This is a genomic window from Pseudoalteromonas sp. J2K-J979 (genome assembly GCF_058169715.2).
The window spans coordinates 2,531,793-2,549,887 of record NZ_CM200281.1 but is presented as its reverse complement, the minus strand read 5'-3'; the positions used below and the strand labels follow the sequence as shown (position 1 = coordinate 2,549,887).

At 42.2% G+C, this 18,095-nt stretch carries 16 protein-coding genes; 8 read left to right on the top strand and 8 right to left on the bottom strand.

Features of this window, described 5'->3' with window-relative positions; all coding sequences use genetic code 11:
* Together AC3KVK_RS11785 and AC3KVK_RS11780 are read left to right on the top strand one after the other, a co-directional pair.
* Nucleotides 1-378, top strand: coding sequence for an MmcQ/YjbR family DNA-binding protein (locus tag AC3KVK_RS11785; RefSeq protein ID WP_490312953.1), 378 nt, complete (start codon nt 1-3; stop codon nt 376-378).
* Between the two features lie 437 nt (nt 379-815).
* Nucleotides 816-1,256, top strand: coding sequence for a tellurite resistance TerB family protein (locus AC3KVK_RS11780; RefSeq protein ID WP_490312952.1), 441 nt, complete (start codon nt 816-818; stop codon nt 1,254-1,256).
* A 26-nt stretch (nt 1,257-1,282) separates the two neighbouring features.
* On the opposite strand, the gene AC3KVK_RS11775 is transcribed toward AC3KVK_RS11780, so the two are convergent.
* The 3 genes from AC3KVK_RS11775 to AC3KVK_RS11765 form a co-directional block, all read right to left on the bottom strand.
* Nucleotides 1,283-1,498 carry a hypothetical protein gene (locus tag AC3KVK_RS11775; RefSeq protein WP_490312951.1) on the bottom strand — a complete coding sequence of 72 codons (216 nt, stop codon included), beginning with the start codon at nt 1,496-1,498 and terminating at the stop codon, nt 1,283-1,285.
* A gap of 166 nt (nt 1,499-1,664) precedes the next feature.
* Entirely contained in the window at nt 1,665-2,021 is a 357-nt protein-coding gene (locus AC3KVK_RS11770; RefSeq protein ID WP_490312950.1) for a RidA family protein, read from the bottom strand.
* A gap of 233 nt (nt 2,022-2,254) precedes the next feature.
* On the bottom strand, nt 2,255-3,940 hold the full coding sequence (locus tag AC3KVK_RS11765) for an alkaline phosphatase (RefSeq protein ID WP_490312949.1): 1,686 nt from the start codon (nt 3,938-3,940) through the stop codon (nt 2,255-2,257).
* A 340-nt stretch (nt 3,941-4,280) separates the two neighbouring features.
* On the opposite strand from AC3KVK_RS11765, the gene apeA reads away from it, so the two are divergent.
* From apeA to AC3KVK_RS11740, 5 genes are all read left to right on the top strand, one after another.
* Nucleotides 4,281-4,673, top strand: a complete 393-nt coding sequence (apeA, locus tag AC3KVK_RS11760; RefSeq protein WP_490312948.1) for an ApeA family protein — start codon at nt 4,281-4,283, stop codon at nt 4,671-4,673.
* Nucleotides 4,674-4,872: 199 nt separating this feature from the next.
* Nucleotides 4,873-5,334: an RDD family protein gene (locus tag AC3KVK_RS11755; RefSeq protein ID WP_490312947.1), complete on the top strand. Its 462-nt coding sequence runs from the start codon at nt 4,873-4,875 to the stop codon at nt 5,332-5,334.
* Nucleotides 5,335-5,550: 216 nt separating this feature from the next.
* On the top strand, nt 5,551-5,814 hold the full coding sequence (locus AC3KVK_RS11750; RefSeq protein ID WP_490312946.1) for a DUF3081 family protein: 264 nt from the start codon (nt 5,551-5,553) through the stop codon (nt 5,812-5,814).
* Between the two features lie 2 nt (nt 5,815-5,816).
* Nucleotides 5,817-6,125 (top strand): hypothetical protein, encoded by a 309-nt coding sequence (locus AC3KVK_RS11745; RefSeq protein ID WP_490312945.1) that lies wholly within the window; start codon nt 5,817-5,819, stop codon nt 6,123-6,125.
* A gap of 121 nt (nt 6,126-6,246) precedes the next feature.
* Nucleotides 6,247-10,095, top strand: coding sequence for a two-component regulator propeller domain-containing protein (locus AC3KVK_RS11740; RefSeq protein WP_490312944.1), 3,849 nt, complete (start codon nt 6,247-6,249; stop codon nt 10,093-10,095).
* Here the strand turns inward: AC3KVK_RS11740 and AC3KVK_RS11735 are convergent.
* Nucleotides 10,092-10,688, bottom strand: coding sequence for a lysophospholipid acyltransferase family protein (locus tag AC3KVK_RS11735; RefSeq protein WP_490312943.1), 597 nt, complete (start codon nt 10,686-10,688; stop codon nt 10,092-10,094). The genes AC3KVK_RS11740 and AC3KVK_RS11735 overlap by 4 nt on opposite strands.
* Nucleotides 10,689-10,876: 188 nt before the next feature.
* Here AC3KVK_RS11735 and AC3KVK_RS11730 point away from each other — a divergent pair, with 188 nt between their 5' ends.
* On the top strand, nt 10,877-11,737 hold the full coding sequence (locus tag AC3KVK_RS11730; protein ID WP_490312942.1) for a hypothetical protein: 861 nt from the start codon (nt 10,877-10,879) through the stop codon (nt 11,735-11,737).
* A gap of 202 nt (nt 11,738-11,939) precedes the next feature.
* Here AC3KVK_RS11730 and AC3KVK_RS11725 read toward each other — a convergent pair whose 3' ends face one another.
* From AC3KVK_RS11725 to AC3KVK_RS11710, 4 genes are all read right to left on the bottom strand, one after another.
* Nucleotides 11,940-13,901: a pre-peptidase C-terminal domain-containing protein gene (locus AC3KVK_RS11725; protein ID WP_490312941.1), complete on the bottom strand. Its 1,962-nt coding sequence runs from the start codon at nt 13,899-13,901 to the stop codon at nt 11,940-11,942.
* Between the two features lie 65 nt (nt 13,902-13,966).
* Nucleotides 13,967-14,590 carry an Lcl domain-containing protein gene (locus tag AC3KVK_RS11720; protein WP_490312940.1) on the bottom strand — a complete coding sequence of 208 codons (624 nt, stop codon included), beginning with the start codon at nt 14,588-14,590 and terminating at the stop codon, nt 13,967-13,969.
* The gene (locus AC3KVK_RS11715; protein WP_490312939.1) at nt 14,587-16,152 is read right to left on the bottom strand and encodes an ethylbenzene dehydrogenase-related protein; all 1,566 of its coding nucleotides are present in this window, start codon (nt 16,150-16,152) and stop codon (nt 14,587-14,589) included. Before AC3KVK_RS11715 ends, AC3KVK_RS11720 begins: the two co-directional genes overlap by 4 nt.
* Before the next feature lie 113 nt (nt 16,153-16,265).
* Complete coding sequence (locus AC3KVK_RS11710) at nt 16,266-18,041, bottom strand: response regulator (protein ID WP_490312938.1); 1,776 nt, start codon at nt 18,039-18,041, stop codon at nt 16,266-16,268.
* Nucleotides 18,042-18,095 lie beyond the last annotated feature (54 nt).

The window sequence follows — 18,095 nt, the reverse complement described above, 5'->3', positions numbered from 1 at the left end:
ATGAACTTTGAAACACTGAACACTTATTTATTAAATAAGCCCTACACAGATTGTCAGTATCCATTTGGTGATGATGTGCATGTATTTAAGGTGAAAAATAAAATGTTCGCGCTAGTGGGCTGGCGGCATGACTTGATGATGTTAAATTTAAAATGTGACCCTGACGAAGCTGTGGCTTTGAGAGATATTTACCCTGCGATTACTGCCGGTTATCACATGGATAAAAAACATTGGATTTCAATTTACTTTGATCAAAGTGTCCCAAACGGTGAAATACTGAGGTTAATCGACAACTCATTTAAGTTAGTGGTAGGTAAAATGAGTAAAAAAGATCAACTCAGTATTGCGGCTTGTGCGGAGCACGGTTTAAATAATTAATAAATAGGCTGGGCTTATTAAGATTCAGTTAAGTTTCAGATAGGTATGATAACGACAACTTGAAAACAAAACCGATTTATCGCCCCCGATATCGTTGTTGTAGAGTTCCTCCCTTAAGTCTTTTGTTATTATTGAAAGCGTTCGCCCACATTTTATTGATGTGGGCTTTTTTATGTGTTAGCCACCGCTAGCTGGATTATCGTTGAGCTGTGAAACGTGCTAATTGTTATCTTAACGATTAAGGCGTGATTCAGGCACTCCCGTAGAGAATGAGTTAGCCTTGCAACGGAGTCGCAAAGCTGTACAGTGCTAAAACTCAGTGTGATTGATGTGTTTTTAATTTTTATCTGACCGAGAGTCAAGTTGTTCAATTGCCTATTTTTATGCAGAATTATGAGAGAATGGGCTTTTAAAATCAGATAGTTAAGGAGTGAGTAATGTTAAGTCATATCAAAAAGTTATTGCAAGACTTGAGTCCCCAAGCTGAGACGAAAAAAGAGCTTGATTTTAATACTGCATTAGCAGCGTTACTGGTTGAGGTTATGCGTGCAGATGGCCGTTCAAGTAAGGATGAGTTGAGCAAAGTAGCGGATATTTTAGTAACACGCTGCGAGCTGTCCAAGCAAGAAGCTCATACATTAATCAGTAAAGCGGAGTCGTTAGTTGAAGAGGCTATCGATTTATTTGCGTTTGTAAAACAAATTAATAACCATACAACCGATATTGAACGTACCGAAATTGTTGAGCTTTTATGGCTTGTTGCGTTTGCTGATGACGAACTTGATAGCCATGAAGAGCATATTGTTCGACGTATCGCAGGGCTTTTGTATGTGAGTCACAGTGATTTTATCGCCACAAAACTTGCGGCTAAAAATTGATTTTTCTTTTATTAACAACCGAGCTGTTAGCACTCAGAGCCATTGTAAGAGGCTGCTAATAAGTCGAGTTCAGCGCAGGTGCTGTCAAACCCATTGTCTTCAAATTGATAAGTAACTTTTACACGGCTATCGCTTTTAACAAGCGCTGCTTTTACGCTGGCTTTAGGCCAGTGCTTGAGTTCGTTTATAAAACGATTGGCAATTTGTGCATTGCCAAATTCATAGGTTATTTCTTGTTTCATGTTATTCAAGAGTGTTTGGTTAAAGTGATCAGTGTCGAAGATTATACAGTTGAGTCAAGTTGTTTCATTATTTTCAACAATCGAGCAAAAAATCGTAAAAATATTCGCCACATCCAGAGCGTGATCGAACTGGTCTAAGTGTGGCGTTTTTCAACAGTATTTTAACTTAAGTGTTTTTTACCGCAGCAATAATAGAGACCTCAACCAGTAGCTCTGGGCGTGCCATCGGGGCTTGCACACATGCGCGTGCAGGTGCATGCCCTTCTGGTACCCATGCATCCCACACATCATTCATTTGTGCAAAATATTTCATATCGCTGACGTAAACGGTTGCACTTAAAAGATGATATTTATCGCTGTTTGCTTGTGCCAGTAGGTCATCTACTTTTGCCAGCATGGTCTGGGTTTGCTCAGTAATGCCTTGCGTCGCATCGCTGCAGACTTGGCCACATAAGTAAATAGTGTTGTTATGAGTTACGATACGGCTCATTCGTTGATTGGTATGTTGGCGAGCAATGGTCATAAGAATTCCAATTCGGATGAAAAAATACGATTGTACCCTAGATTACCTCAAGTTAATGAGAAATAACGGGCTCAGAGCACCAAGATACTTAAATTTTATTAATTGATGGGTGGTGTGATTTAGTGGGGGATTGACGAATATGAGTGCACAAGTGAACAGTCACATTTTGAATGAACCAAGCCATTAAACGCTACAGTAGTTAAATGGCTTGGCAGACTTCATCGCAGGTTCACCTAATGAGTAGGTGCGAAGCCTAATGCAGCCATCATTTTTTGTGATATTTCTACATGATGCTGCATAGTTGAAAAGGCTTTAGTGACTCCATCAGGGCCAAAAGCATAAACAGGCACTGGGGCGGCGGTGTGGGTGCCTGTTCCCCAAACTACATTTTGATCTGCTGCAAGTGCACGGCCTATTTTTGCTGTGTGGTCTTCGTCGGCATAGACATAAAACTCTTTAAAGTCTGCAAAGCGTGGCACCATTTCGGCACTTTGATAGCTGTGATCAGCGACATAGTATTCGTTTATTTCTCGTTCACCAATTTTGCTGGCTTGGTCAATATCGACTTTATACAAACTGTATTGATTGACTGCATCCATCCAGTTTTGTGCCGTTGCTGCGGCAAAATCCCAATCACTGTTTGCAGCGTTCATCATATCGAAGAAAGTGCCCGTTTGACCGTAGAGTTTATCGAGATGAGATAAAGAGCCAAAGTTAAAGTTTGGTTTGTATTGTGCGCCTTGCATGCCATCGCCATCGAGCGAGCGGGCTTGTGGCAGCTCCTTACGAGAATAACTAAAACCAAAGCTGCCGGTTTCATGATCGGCAGTGATCACGACGAGGGTATCGTTGCGATCTTTTACCCATTCGTAAACAGCTTCTACCGCCTCATCGAATTTTAGTAATTCGTTAAGCATCCAGCCGGCATCGTTGGCATGGCCGGCCCAATCGATTTGGCCGCCCTCGATCATCAAAAAGAAACCATCTTGATCTTTAGCTAAGATTTCAAGGGCCTTGACAGTCATTTCTTTTAATGACGGTTGGCTACACGTATCTGCGGCGCGGCACGCTTTATAAGCGATACCATCGGCCATACCTGAATTGGCAAATAAACCGAGCAACTTAGTGGCATCGGTGTTTTGCATTTGATTTTTATCAAACGCTAGGGTGTAACCATGTTGTTCCTTGGCTTCTACGATTAAATTGCGGTTATCGTTACGTTTTGATTTTTTATACACGCTAATTGGTGCGCCTAAATCAGCCATGATTTGTCTCTCAGCCTCATCGGTTTTGATATCAGCAGGAACAAATACGCGTGCACCGCCTGATAACATGACATCGACCATGCCTGAGCTGATCATTTCTGCAGCGATTTCAGGCTCAAGTGAACGATGAGGCTGATGAGCTGCAAATGCAGCAGGGGTCGCGTGGGTGATCCGAGTATCAGAAACTAAACCCGTCGCTTTGCCTGCTTTTTTGGCTTTTTCTAAAATTGTTTCAACAATATACCCTTGTTCATCAAGGCCAATCATTTCTGAACCTGCAGCTTTACCTGTCGCTAATTGAGTGGCAGAGCACGCCGAGTCAGTGACTAGCATCCCGTTGGCACCATGAGGTGCGTTGAGTGAGAGCCCCATTTGACCTGCGTTGGCGAATTTTGATAGCGCGGTGATGTTGCCTTTATTGTTGTAAGTTGAATTAGGTGCACGGCGGGCGTATTCTTCGAGCAAGCCGACTTGTTGCGCCCCCATACCGTCGCCAATCATTAAAATCACATTCTTTACCTCAGTAACTGGTGTAGGAGCCACTTCTTTGATGATTTCAACTTCTTTAATGACTTCGATTTCTTTGGTGTCAGTGTTATTACAGGCAGTTAAAAAAATACCGGAGAGTGTAAGGGCGACTAAGTTTTTGTTCATTGTTGTTGTCTCTTAGGGTTAACGATATTGCTTGGGTAGCAATCTGTGATGGCGGGAGAGTTTAGGGACAAAGAATGACTGTTTTATTTCAATGACGTTACATTTTGAGTACACACTCTAATGTTAAGTGCCGAGCGCGTGTTTTGCCCATAATGGGCCCGCTTTTCGGCAAGGGTGATTGAGCGGCTAAATGGGCGTGGGAGAAAAAACTTTACTTGAAGCTATTTAATTGTGTGTTTAGGGTTTGTTGATTATAAAGCTGAATGACTGATTTATATAAGCTTTACAATGGTTGAAGGAGCGCTTAGCATGCAGGGCAGATTTTAAAAAGGAGTATTCAATGAATCGTATTTTAGTATGGACTTTATTAGGGCTATGCATTGTGCTTAGTGGTTGTCGGACAACCATTCCTATGCCTGATTATGGTCAACAAACAATTGCCAATTACGGCCAAACTCAGCCCGATATTCAGCAAGTCGAACAATCGATAGTGAAGGCCGCTGTATCACTTGGGTGGCAAGCTCATGTGGTTGAAGCTGGTAAAGTAGAAGCAACCCTCAATATTCGCACTCATCAACTAGTGGTTATGATTACGTATAACGAAAACAGTTATGAGATTGATTATGTTGATTCAACAAACTTAAAATATGATGGCAAGAGCATTCACCGCCAATATGCAAATTGGGTCAGGAACTTAATGAATCGCATAAACGCCAACAATGTGAGAAGTTAATTCAAATAGTGAAGTTTTATTCGCGCTAAAATCAATAAAAAGCCACGGTTATGTGGCTTTTTATTGGCCCCCCTACATACCGACTTTCCCGAATAATGATAGTTTATCCTTTTAATCAGCCTTTTATCATTTAGCCGCTGCTCGGGCTCTGGCTCTGGTCAATACTGCCGTTATCAGATTCAGTTAAGAGAGCTTAAAAATGCACACATCATCAGTAGATAGCGGTTATTACCAGAGTGTAAAAGAAACCCATAATGCCGGGTTTATACGTCGCCTTGCGGCTTATTTTATTGATGCGATATTACTGAGCCTTGTACTGGCCATGAGTTTTGGCATTTTTTATGGTGATACGCAGTGGCTGGAACTGCAAAATGAATGGAGTGTCAATCATGTATTTTATGACAAGGTATTGCCACTGGTGTTAGCCATCGTATTTTGGGTCAAAAAAGCGGCGACCCCCGGAAAAATGGTCATGTCGACGCAGGTATTGGATGCTAAAACAGGTTTAAATGTAACACCAGGTCAGGCGCTGATTCGTTATGTCGGCTACTTTATTTCGGCTATCCCATTAGGCCTTGGTTTTATTTGGATTTTGTTCGATGAGCAAAACCGTGGCTGGCATGACATGCTGGCAGGCACTGTGGTGGTCAAACGCGATTAAGATAAATAGCACACTAAAAACCTGCTCCCAACTCATTGGGAGCAGGTTTTGTTGTTTGCGAAAGGGCTTAAATTATGTAGCGACGCTGTTTGATTGAAACTGCTAATGTTACAGGTGTGAGGAGTCCCCGTTCTTGTAATCAAAAAAAAGTGTGTTTATTTGTCTTAAAAGTCATCGGTATTTTGGGGGGGTGCGTATAAAAATCAGAGGTGAGCTATGAAAAACGATTTATCGAGTAAAACTATTTTATCTGTATTTGATCACATTCAACGTCATGGTGAAAAGAATGGACAAGGTTACTTTTATCAGGGCATTACTGCGTTTACTGACTTTGATGGTTACACGCTTTATTTACAGGGCAGTGGAGTGTTGATGCGTTTTGGTTTTCATAATACTTATCATCTTGATTACCAGACTGAAAAAAACAAGTCAGACTTTTTAGCTAAAATAGTCCATATAGCGGATATAAACGGTACATAATTATGAGCACCGCTTTTCGCCCAAGGCGTCAGAGGTCACGATCAGAGACTGCTCGTCAGAACCTTTTCATTGAGCAAGTTGTTGAGGAGTTACGTCGAGAGCCGGATAAATTGGAAATGATTAAACAAAATTGTGATGAATATCGTGATCAGCTTCACTTAAAAAAGGGCTTCTTACTCGCCATAGCGCGTTTTGATTGGGTCTTCGAAGTCGACAATGATATTGAGCGCATTGCTCGGCAAATGTTAGCTGATGACTACATCGGGCAGCGTTTGCGGCTGTACCCACTTCTTTTTAAAGGGGTTTTATAACAATATTTTGTAGAGCGTTTATTTAGCTTAAATCTATGCATCGTGGCGCATTGGCCTTGCTTTTATTCATCATTAAACAATAATTTATCTACTGTTATCCCCTAACATTAAGTTTAGTCTTGTGCCGTTAACTGAACCTATTTTTTTATTATTTACTCGCCGTTGGATTGGATTAATTATTGGCTTTACGTTGCTGTTTTTTAGCTTTTTTGTTGTTGCTCAATCTTCGGTGGTTAGCTCTACTTCTGCTCTGTTTCCTCAGGCTGCGCCAGTGCTGCGTAGCATCGATGATGAAGGTAAAATTAGTAATGGAGTCATCACCAGCGCTGTTGAGCTGACGAATGGGCATATTTGGTTTGGTACACAAAATGGCTTGGTTTACTTTGATGGGGTGCAGTTTGAGTCTTTACCTCATCAACCTGATAACCCTCAATCACCAGCCGCAAATTATATTGTTGCTTTGGCACAAGATAATAAACAAGGGGTTTGGATGGCCACCCGGACTTCGGGTCTGTCGCGTTATAGCCCTGAGCATAAAACTTTCCAACATATAAATACACACACTCAGTCATGGCCATTGCAAAGCGATACCCTCAGAACCTTAATGATTGATAGTCGTGACGAGTTGTGGGTAGGCCATGAGTTGGGAGTCGAGCGTCTTGATTTAGAAACTAATCAAGTTTCATTTTTTCCGATGCCATTAACGGGCAGTATTACATATCGAATCTATGAGGACACCCATGGTGATATCTGGGCTTGTACAACAAAGGGGGTGTTTAAAAAGTCTATAAACAGTGATGAATTTATCGCTATATCGGCACTTTCTGATCTTGATATACGGGCTGTTTATCAAGATAAACAAGGCACTTATTGGTTAGGTTCACGTAGTGGATTATGGTTTTGGGATGGCGCAAATCGGCTTGAAAAATTTACACCTGGCGTCACCGGAATTAACCAAAACGCTTATTTACGCTCAATTATTCCACTTGAAAATGGCCAAGTTTGGGTGGCGACTTATGGGAATGGTTTATGGGTGCTGGATGCTAAAAATTACCAATTTAAACGCCATTTGAAGCACGATCCTTCAGTCAAAGGTAGCCTAGTTTTTGATGAAATAGGGACTGCATTTTTAAATCAAAATGGCGCGTTAGTGATAGGTACTTGGGGGGCGGGCTTACAGGTAATGAACGCAAATACGGCAAGTCAGTTTATGGTTTTGCGTCATAGCTTACAACATGAAAAAGGGCTAAGTTATGCTAATGTGCGCACAGTATTAGAACTTAATAATGGCCTCATCGCGGTAGGGACAACGGGTCAAGGCGTCGATATTATCAGTCCGAGACAAGGCCGGATCAGCTCGATTAATCGTACCAACGACGGCCAAGCATTAACTAATATAGTTTCTTTAGCTCAGCAGCAATCAGGTACTCTCTGGGCCGGAACTACGTCTTCAGGTTTGGTAAAAGTCGATCTCGACTCGCAGCAGTTTTTGCCGTCGGGTCTCGACGGGCTTAACAAAGGAGCCGTGCTACGTTTATTGGTGTTACACAACCAAACTTTGGTCGTTGGGACTGCCAGAGGTGTGTGTTTAGTTACAGATGATGAGTGTGTGTATTTACACAAAAAAAGCGATGGCCAGCTGATGAATGATACGGTCACTGCGTTGATTGAAGATCAATTTGGGGCTTTGTGGATTAGCACGCACAATGGTGTGTACCGATTAGCTAAAACAGACAAGGAACTCGATCATTTTAAAACCACCCCTGCTGAACAGAGTCTGAGTCATAATTATGTGTTAGGCATGGTGACAGATTTTGCCGGGGCGATTTGGCTGACTACGAGTATCGGGTTTGATCGAATTACTCATCTTGAGCAGGCAGAGCCTGTTTTTACGCGCTTTAAGCACCGTTTACCGATCTCAAAACGAACACCTGGCGCCAATATGCTTTTAGATACTCGAGGCCGTATTTGGAGTGCAACTAGCGTGTTAGACATCGATAACAGAAAATATATGTCGCTAGGCAAAAACGAAGGGGTGGACTTTGGGGTTGCTTGGCTCGGGGCGTACACAAAAATGCGAAGTGGCCAGATGTTATTTGGTGGCACGCAAGGTTTATTGATTATCGATCCGGATGACTTTGAAATGTCTCATTCTCCTAGCCAATTAAATGTGACTCGATTGCAGATCAACGGTCAAGATACTCCATTGGCGCGCTTGGATGGGTTACAGCTTTCACCTGAAGAAAATAATGTGAGATTTCATTTTGTTTTAAGTGATTTGTTATATGAAAAAACAGTCAGCTATGAGTATTGGCTAGAAGGTGTAAGCAAACAAGAGTGGCAGTCAATTGATAGTGATATTCATTTTGTGCAGTTCAATAATTTAACCCCAGGTCAATATGTGTTACACGTTCGAGCGAATTATCATAACTATCAACAAGTACCTGAGCCTATCATTCTTGCGTTTAGTGTTTTGCCTGCATTTTGGCAGACAGGCTGGTTTAAACTTGTCAGTGTGTTATTGGTTGCCGCGATTATTGTAATTGTGTTTCGGTGGCGGATTGGTTTGGTTAGGGCGCAAGCTAAAAAGCTTGAAGAGCTCGTTAGTCAGCGTACGCGTGAAATTCAAGTGATAAACCAAATAGGTCGTCAATTCACTCTTCAATTGTTACTTGATGAACTATTGAATGATATCTATGGGCAAATTAATCAAATATTTCAGGCTGATAGGTTTGGGATTGGGATATTAAACTCCGAGAAAAATCAACTTGAGTTCGATTATGCCGTTGAGCGAGGAGTGCGCTATTTGTCGTATACGCGCGCTCTTGATGAGCCCGGGCAGCTAGCGGTTTATGCGGTAAAACACAACACGTCAATTTTAATTAATGATTACGAGAAAGAGTATAAATTGTATTACCCGCAGCAAGATTTAGTTGTGCACCCACTGAGTAGTGGTAGCAAAGAAATTAAAGCCGTATCTATGATGTATGTGCCAATGCAGCACAATGGCGAAATGCTCGGGGTGATCAGTATTCAAAGTGTGGTAAACAATAGTTATAGCCAACATGACTTAACATTACTTGAGAGTTTGGCCGCTTATGCAACCATTGCGGTCTCGAATGCACGTTCACATTTAAGTTTAATGCAAGTCCATCAGAATTTACAAAACAGCATGGAAGAATTAAAACATACTCAAGAACAACTTATCATGCATGAAAAAATGGCCTACCTAGGTCAGTTGGTTGCTGGTGTTGCGCATGAGGTGAATACGCCGCTTGGGATTACCGTCACAGCGGCGAGTGTGTTGGATGAGCATACGCAAAATTTGCAGCGTCATTTTACTAATGAGACATTATCGCGAACACGCTTAACTGACTTTTTCGTTAATGCAGAACAAAGTATTCAATTAATTAAAGATAATACGGAGCGTGCAGCATCTCTTGTACACCGCTTCAAACAGGTAGCGGTTGAGAGCTCAAACGATAATGTAACACTGATCAAGCTCGACGAGTTTATAAGTGGGGTCGTCGCTGGCCAACAATCATTGTTTGACTTGAATGCCATTGAAGTTGAGCGACGCGTGCCTGAAACGCTTGAGATCCGTTCGTACCCTGGTGCATTGGCGCAAGTGCTATTTTCGTTATTAAATAATACGATAATGCATGCATTTAACCATCAATCGGCAGCAAAAGTGATTATCGAAGCGACAGTGGTACAAGCGCAGTGTTTTATTAATATCAGAGACAACGGTAAAGGTATTGATCCTCAGGTGATTGATAAAATCTTTGACCCGTTTTTCACTACAAATCGGGTGCAAGGTGGGACAGGGCTAGGCTTGAGTATTACTTTTAATCTGGTTCATCAGGTACTTAAAGGGACGATTCAATGTCAAAGTGACCTTGGACAAGGAAGTGAATTTATGATTAGTTTGCCCATTAATGCACGTCCAGCTAACCAGCCTGAAGTTTAGCCGGATACGTTTTGGGGGTATTTAGCCAAGCTTTTAGGGAACAGTTTTTTCATTCTTTGAAGTTCGCTGGGGATGTCTTCAGAAATGGTTTCACTTGGTAAAATAACAAACATCTTACGTGGGTAATCAAGCGCCATCGGAACAATAGGTACTTGGCTTGTATGGGCAATATATAAAAAGCCGCTTTTCCATTGGGGCGATTTTTTTCGAGTGCCTTCAGGGGCTAGCCCAAGTATAAGCTGATCGTGATTTTTAAAGGCGTCACTGACCTGTGCCACGATACCTTGAGCCGCCGATCTGTCGACAGCCATTCCACCCATTTTCTTTAAGAGCCATCCCAATGGACCAATAAACAGTGTATGTTTACCAAGAAATTGGATATTGATATCGAGGCTGAGTTTGACGGCCATCGCGACAATAAAGTCCCAATTTGAAGTGTGCGGGGCAATTGCCGCAACAAATTTCCCTTGAGCGGGGAGCTGTCCCACCACTTGCCAGCCACTGAGCTTGAGGAAGGTTTGCCCGATCCACCTTCCGAGGCGGTTATTAGTACGAGGTAGCTCATTTGGCAGTTCGTCAGGGGTGATGTGCATTGATTATCCAATTTCAGTACTTCAATCCACAATAAAGCTTATCACAGCTTGAATCAACTCATATCACATGGCTTGAGAGTCGATGCTGTTTCACTTTGGTGACTGGTTCATCATTGTCTCTCAAACGTGACAAGACGGATTTGAGATTATTTTATATACTCATTAAAAATGCAGTTTAGAGCGTCCTTTTGAAATACCTTTTATTAGTTTGTAGTTTGATTTTTTTCCATCCTAGCATCTGTGCAAAACAGAGCATTTTATTGCTTAGTGATGACGACAAAGATCCTGAACAGTTATTTAGTGTTCATCCAGTTTCGTTAGCAACAGATACACTTAATTTAGTGCTTAATCAATTAACAGAAGATTTTCATTTTAATGTGCAAAGCGCACCTATTTCACGCATTGATCCCTTACTTAATCAGCATCCCAATGCTTGTGTGGTAAACCGAGTAAAAACCCCAGAGCGTCAATCTCTATATCTATTTAGTTTGCCAATCCATATGTTTCCCACTCACCGCCTTTATTATGACGCTTCATGGGTGACGATTAATGCCAAACATCTGAATGAACAAGGGCAATTGCTGTCATTACAGGGACTATTTACTGAGCAACTCGAACACAAACTTTTATTAGTAAAAGATAAATCCTATGGACGATTTCTAGATACCCAATTAGCATTGCTAGATAAAAACAACACTTTGTATCGTGCAGGAGGTGATTATTATTCTGCTTTGCTTGCGATGCTTGAAAAGCATCGGTCCGAATACGCACTGATGTTCCCAGCTACTTTTTATGAGCAAACTCGACAACAAGTTAACATTGAGCATATTCGTTCAGTGGCTATAGCGGGTAACCCGGCTTATATTTTGGGCCACATCGCGTGTAATCAATCAGAGATAGCAGCCACTTTTATTGTTAAGGTTAATCATGTTTTAAAACAGCTTTATCGTGATAAGCGTTTGTATCAAGCTCATGTGCGTTATTTAAGTGAGGCTGACAAAATACATTTTAAACAAGATTATCGCCAAGTTTTCCTTAGCTCTGACTAAGCAAATACGCCGCCACAGTGATGTATTCGTCAAAGTAATGAATGGTTAGAGTCACACCGTGTTTTTTAGTTAAGATCATGAAAATAAAGTTAATCATTCTGTTTTTGATTTTTTACGAGTTAAAAGTACGTGGCGGGCTGGCAAGTAAACGCCCCGAAGGATCTCTGCGGGGCGAGTTTAGGTGGCTTAACTTGAACTCAGGTTACTGATAAGTGTAACTAATAGTGACATTACTAAAGCTTTTATAGGCATTGAGTGCCAAAAACCACTGACCTTGTGCGGGATTGCTGATGGTACAGCTTTCATTATTACCATTTTTGTAGGGGCGGCATTGATAGTCGTTTTTGTTCGGTTGCTGATTGTGACGAACGTACAGATCCGCATCACCTGTACCGCCAGAAAGTACAACGTTTAAAGACGTGACACCTGCGGGCAAGGTAATGTGTTTGTAAATCCAATTATCCGTAGTCGCACTTAAATCAGTAAATGATCCTTGTTGACCGGGATTGCCAGTATCTTCATCGTAAGATGCCAGTAAGTTTACATTGGCATAGGTACTATAGGCATTGAGCATCACATGGTAAGTCCCAGTTTGGCTTGCAGATATATTACAGCTTTCGTTATTACCATTTTTAAATGGCCGACAGTCATAATTATTGGTGCTGGCGGGGCTATTTAATTTTACATATAAATCAACATCCCCCGTTCCACCACTGGTGTTAATGGTTAAATTGGTGGCGTTTTGCGGCACATTGAAGGTAAAAGCCTGTTGCTGACCTTTTGTTGCGTTTAAGTTGGCCACAGTTTGCTTGTTTTGTAATTCTGTTGGTGGATCAATGGGATCGACCGTTCCAAGATCAATCACTGTTTTCCCGCTACTTGATTGCACTAAGTTCATCACTTCGCCAACAGTATTGGCGTACCACCAGTTTACATTACTAGGTAATGCCAAAGGATCGGCTTGCCGTGCTTCGCGACTGAGACTGTTTGCACTGGCATCAAATTGCGCGGTGCGCACGTCCAATTGCTGTGCCGTGACGCTCATCACTTTAAACTGTTGAATGCTGGCTAAATCAATCGTCCATGATTTAGGGTCGTTGGCTGAGCGTGCAGGCGCTCCCCATGATCCTTCACCCACATAAACCGTGCCTCCGGTAGTGGTTTCAGTAAAACCACTCCCTGAAGGTTTAATCGCTTGAGTGAGTTTGTTGATGTGAGTGTCGGATTCGACAACAACATTCATGCCGTAAGTGTAAAAGTGATTGGCCCACCAATTAAATAACGTGGTGTTATCTGATTTGCCACTGTAGTGGGGGTACATAGGTTTATGGTATTGCGCTACTTGCCATTTTGCGTTGTTACTGGCTAAGTCTTGTTGCAGCCAAGTGTTCATGGCGTTGGCATAGCTTGACCAGCCACTATTTTTGAATTGACTATTGAGCGTATAGACTTTTAATAATGGTGATAAGGTGACTGAGCCATAGGTGTCTTTTGCATCACATTGGCCATTTTGGTCGTAATCGACCCCAAACACTTGGCATAAAGTGCTGTAGTTGTTGTCTTCATGGTTCCCGTGAGTGGGGATAAACGGGTAAATACGCTTATAACTCAGGCCATCAATGGTATCGTCAGACATAGTTAACTGCCAATCATCCAAATAGGTGTTCATTTCAGAAGCAGAATTAGCGTTGGTGTAATCGCCGCCGTGCAGAATCACTAAGGGACGAATTTTGGCAACTAAACGATTACCCTGACGACGTGTTGTCCAACCTGTGCGGGTATCGCCACCTGCAACCATCACAAAACCAGACTGATCATTCGGGGCTGTTTTAAACCAGAGCCTGTCGCCACAGCCACCATCATCACACACTCGATAATGCACGCTCTGGTTGCTGGGTAAATTTTTCAAGGTAACGAAGTGGCTTGTCAGGCTGCCTGCAAAAGTGCGTGTTGCCGTGATTGACTGATTGGTCCACGTTTGTTCATCGGTCGATAAACCATATTTAATATAGTGATTTTGGCTGCCTGCAGGGCTAAAGCCAATGGTCGCTTGATTACTGGGGTTATGATCCCATATAAGACGATGCTGCTTACTTGCGGCCAATGTATCGGTGGCCAGTGTCAGCAGTCCTATCCCAATCAGGGATACATGACGCAGTTTCATAGTGCTTTCCTTGTAATGTGTTGGCTTAGCACGGTGCCAAGCCATAGGTTGAAAAACTAAACAGGTCATGGGGCACTGTTGGCCTCACTCACTAAAATAACAAACGCCGCATTACGATAGGGCAAGGTGAGCGGGGTGACATGGGTCATATTGACCGCTACAGCGCCGTGTTTTAAATGGCGGAAAATACCACTCAACGGCTGTTGATGAGAACTTGTCCAATAATCGCCATGTTTTATATGGATGAAATAATCCGTCGCGAGAGCGATTTGTCCGGGTCTATCTTGGGTTTGTTTTAGTGCAAGTAATTCCGCTTGGGTTGGCAGACGCCACTGTGTTTGGCCACATAGTTGTTGTTGGTTGGTGCGCCGAATTAGATCGTCAGTATCACAGCGTTTGTCTTCAAAATAACAATCGCCGTGATTTTCTGTACCAAAAGCGTCTTGGAACCAAGAATATGTCCAGTTGCCATCATGAATTGATTCGTCGTCGGTTTTTGTTTCCCAAAACAGTTGTTGTCGGCGATCAAATACACAGGCCCATGGGCCTTGCCACGGCGTTAATGGCTGACCTTGCGCTGATATTTTTTGCCAATGAGGATCAGCTGGTGGTGTGGGAAGGGTTACCATTGCGCCAATATAAAGCAGGCCACTAATAAAAAATAAACTGATTAAGAAACGTGTTTTCATGGTGTTAAAAACGCCAGTTGTAGGGGTCTTTCATGTCGAGTATGGGCAATTTGCGAGGCATCAAATGCACTGACCCACAAACAGATATTGTTCTGTAACCTAATATCTTTAGCTGAACCCGTATCGCGTTTACGCACCATTTCTAAAGTCCAAAATCCTGCTTGCCAATGACCACGGGCTCGCACATCTGCACGATCGCCTTCTATGCGGTTTGAGCGATAGAGCACAGAGGGTAATTGAGTACCAATAGGGTACGTATCATGCTTGGTTTGGTACGGTTGATAATCAAACCATGCGCCAACAACCTCAGGGGAAGCTGGTTTATTGGTCGCAGGATGAATGGGAAGGCGCTTGGGAGTAACCCCAATTGGTGAGTACCATTGCCAATTCATGACATACACACCTGATTCGTGACTATCGGCCACGTATCCTGCGGTATAGCGCCTGGAGCCTGTTTGTGGTTTTAATGGTGCGCCAATAAAATTATCATCGGCTAAAAACATGTCGTTAGTGCGTACCGCTTTCCAATGCCATAAGTCACGGGTCTGGCCATCTAAACTGGCATGGTAGCCTTTACCGTGTGCATTGCGAGGTTTGTTTTTGAGTGGCTGTGACCCAAGATGAGCTGTCCCATCGCCACCGTGACCACAGGTTTGTGAGAGCATTACGGCAAATTTGTCTTCGTAATAGTGGGTTTCGTTAAACTGGTAAAACCCTTGCTCTTTTACCTGCCAACCCTGTGCCGTTTTTTCCAGTGGTAAATGTTGTAAGCTTGCGGTGGGATCTGCCCAGCGGAATAAAAAGTAGACCTCATCTTCATTTGCCATGGCTTTAATCTCAACCTGAGTTTGGCCATCAACAAAGTTAGCGCCGCCATAAGTATGAACGGTGATGCTTTGGGCTTGTTGCCAGTTCGGCTCAAGCGCTTGGCCATCAATGTCGATAAATGTATCCAAAGATAGGTGCGAAACAGTCAGTTGGTCGCGACTCGCAGAATCAATCACAGTTGTATATAAAAATACACTGCTGGTTAAGCAGATGATCACCGAAAACCATGTGTGTTTTGTTTGCCAAAGTTTGCTAGGCATTAGACGAGGGATTAGCTTTGCCCCTTGTTCTAGCCAATAAATATAACTGTGTAAAAACAGGTATAACACAATGCCAAATACACTGTAGTAATGCCAATTTGCATTTATCGCCACTGCGTCATTGGATAACCAACGCAGCCAGCCAGTCACTAACGCGAGGATTAACACAAGGTAACCAAATTGATTAACGAGCCGATGATAGCGGGTTTTTAATTTAAGATTGTGAGTCGGTCTTTTCAGCTGTTTGTAATAGCTGGCAAAATAAATAGCTACGCAAGTTAACATTATGCCCGCATAAAAATGCCAGCTATGAACTTGACCTTGGGGCAATACAGCCGATAGCCATGCAAAATCTTGGTGGCTGACTAGGCTAATACGCAAACCTGTAAAAAGGCTAATAAACAGTGCCAACATGGCCAAAATATGCGTAATTGCAAATTTATAATGTAATGCTTTGATAACGCTGTCGTCCAAACTATGTAGTTAACATATTAGTAACATACTGGTATGACAGATAAATTACACTTTTTAGGTACTTAAAATTCAGAACAATTAAGAATAATTTATTCCGAAATGAACATGTGGGGTTACTTTATGGAGTCATTGTCTTGATTAAAATGCTGCGCCAGAACAGATTTCAGATCATCAAGATTAAACGGTTTATGAATATGTGCGTTTGCTCCAGCAGCGTAGGCGCGTTTAATATCATGCTGTGAAGTATTGGCTGTAATCACAATGATGGGAAGGGTGAGCTCTTTGTCTTTACGAAGTATCTCTAAGGCTTGAAAACCATCCATGACAGGCATATTTAAATCCATGAAAATGACATCGAATTGACCAAGGTTCTCAAACTCAATCGCTTTTTGGCCATTAATAGCCAGTTCATGGCTATAGCCTATTTGATCGAGTGTTTTCCCTAAAATGATTGCGTTAAGAGCGTTATCTTCAACAATAAGACAATGCAGGTTTTCTGGGATGCGCATGTTTTTCACTGTGGACTGAGTGATAGGCACAAGTAAAGATATTTTGGTTCCATGTGGTTGGCAGCCTGCGAGTTGCATCGTGGCGTTCATTGCGTTGAGAATATGCTTTACGCGAATAAGCCCAAGGTGTAAGCCTTGAAAATGATTACTTTGGTCTTCTTGATTCAAAGTGTGATCAAATAAATGAGTATTAAAGCCGCAGCCGCTGTCTTCGATGGTAATGCTAAGATCTATATATTGTTCGCTGCGACGATGCAGTTCACAAGAGATGCTGACATGGCCTTGCTCAGTAAATTTAATGGCATTATCAAGTAGCTCTTTAATGACCTTTGCCAAGCGTTCATGATCAGTATGAACGTTTAAGGTCATATCACTAAGACAGGCGTACTGCCAGTTTAGCCCCTGATTCAGGCTCAATTGCTCAAATGGCATAATAATCGTATCTAAGGTGGTTTTAAGAGATTGTGAGGTGTTATTAAGTTGCCATAGCCCAGATTCAAATTGTTCAAAGTCATTAAATTCATCTAACAATAAGCGCAGCCGATGAGCGTAATTGTGGGCTTTTTTGATGTTATCGTCTTGGTGATGTTGGTTAGCGAGTTCTTCAAGAATAAATAACAGGCCTTGTAATGGCGTTCTGAGTTCATGATTTGTCCGTGCAATGAATCGCTCTCGTACGGTAACGGCAAATTCGGCTTTGTCTTTTTGTTGTTGGTAACGGGAGACCGCATCGAGTACTTTTTTCTCAAGTGGAATGAAAATAAACTTAAGTTCAAACACTAAAATGAGCAAAGTTAATAGCCAAAGAAATAACTCAAGATTAGATAACCTTTCAACCTTAGTGACGGCATTATATTCAAATTGACTGACAGCCAGATTGAGATTATTGAGAAAGGCTGTCATGGATTCAATTTGCAGAGCATCGACTTGTTTTTGGCTGAGCGTGTTATGGATGAGTAACTCATTGGTTAAAGAGATAAAGTCGTCGACTTGTTTATTTAACTGGACAGGGTGTTCAAAGTACAAGGTTTGCAGTGTGGGTGTTAGATAAAGATAATCCCCGTTTGACTGGCGTGAAATGAGTTGCCGATGATTATTACTAAATTGAGTTAAGTCTTGTTGTAATGCTGATTTTACCGTTTCAATATTCACAGCAGCTTTTTTGTGAGAGGTCGTATTGAACCAGATTAAGTGTGCGCTATGCCATGCCATTCTTTGCGACAGCATGCGCTGCATCCCAGCGATATTGACTATTTTAGCGTCTTCTTGTTGCACCGATAACATTGATTGAATTAAAAACGCTGAACAACTAGAAAGAATCGCGATGAGTAAAAGTGCAATGCGATACTGAGAGCGAATGTTGGCAATGATTTGCAGCATGGTATTCCTTTTGGTTGTCAGGTTTTAGTGTAGACCAAGTAAGCATGACTGGGT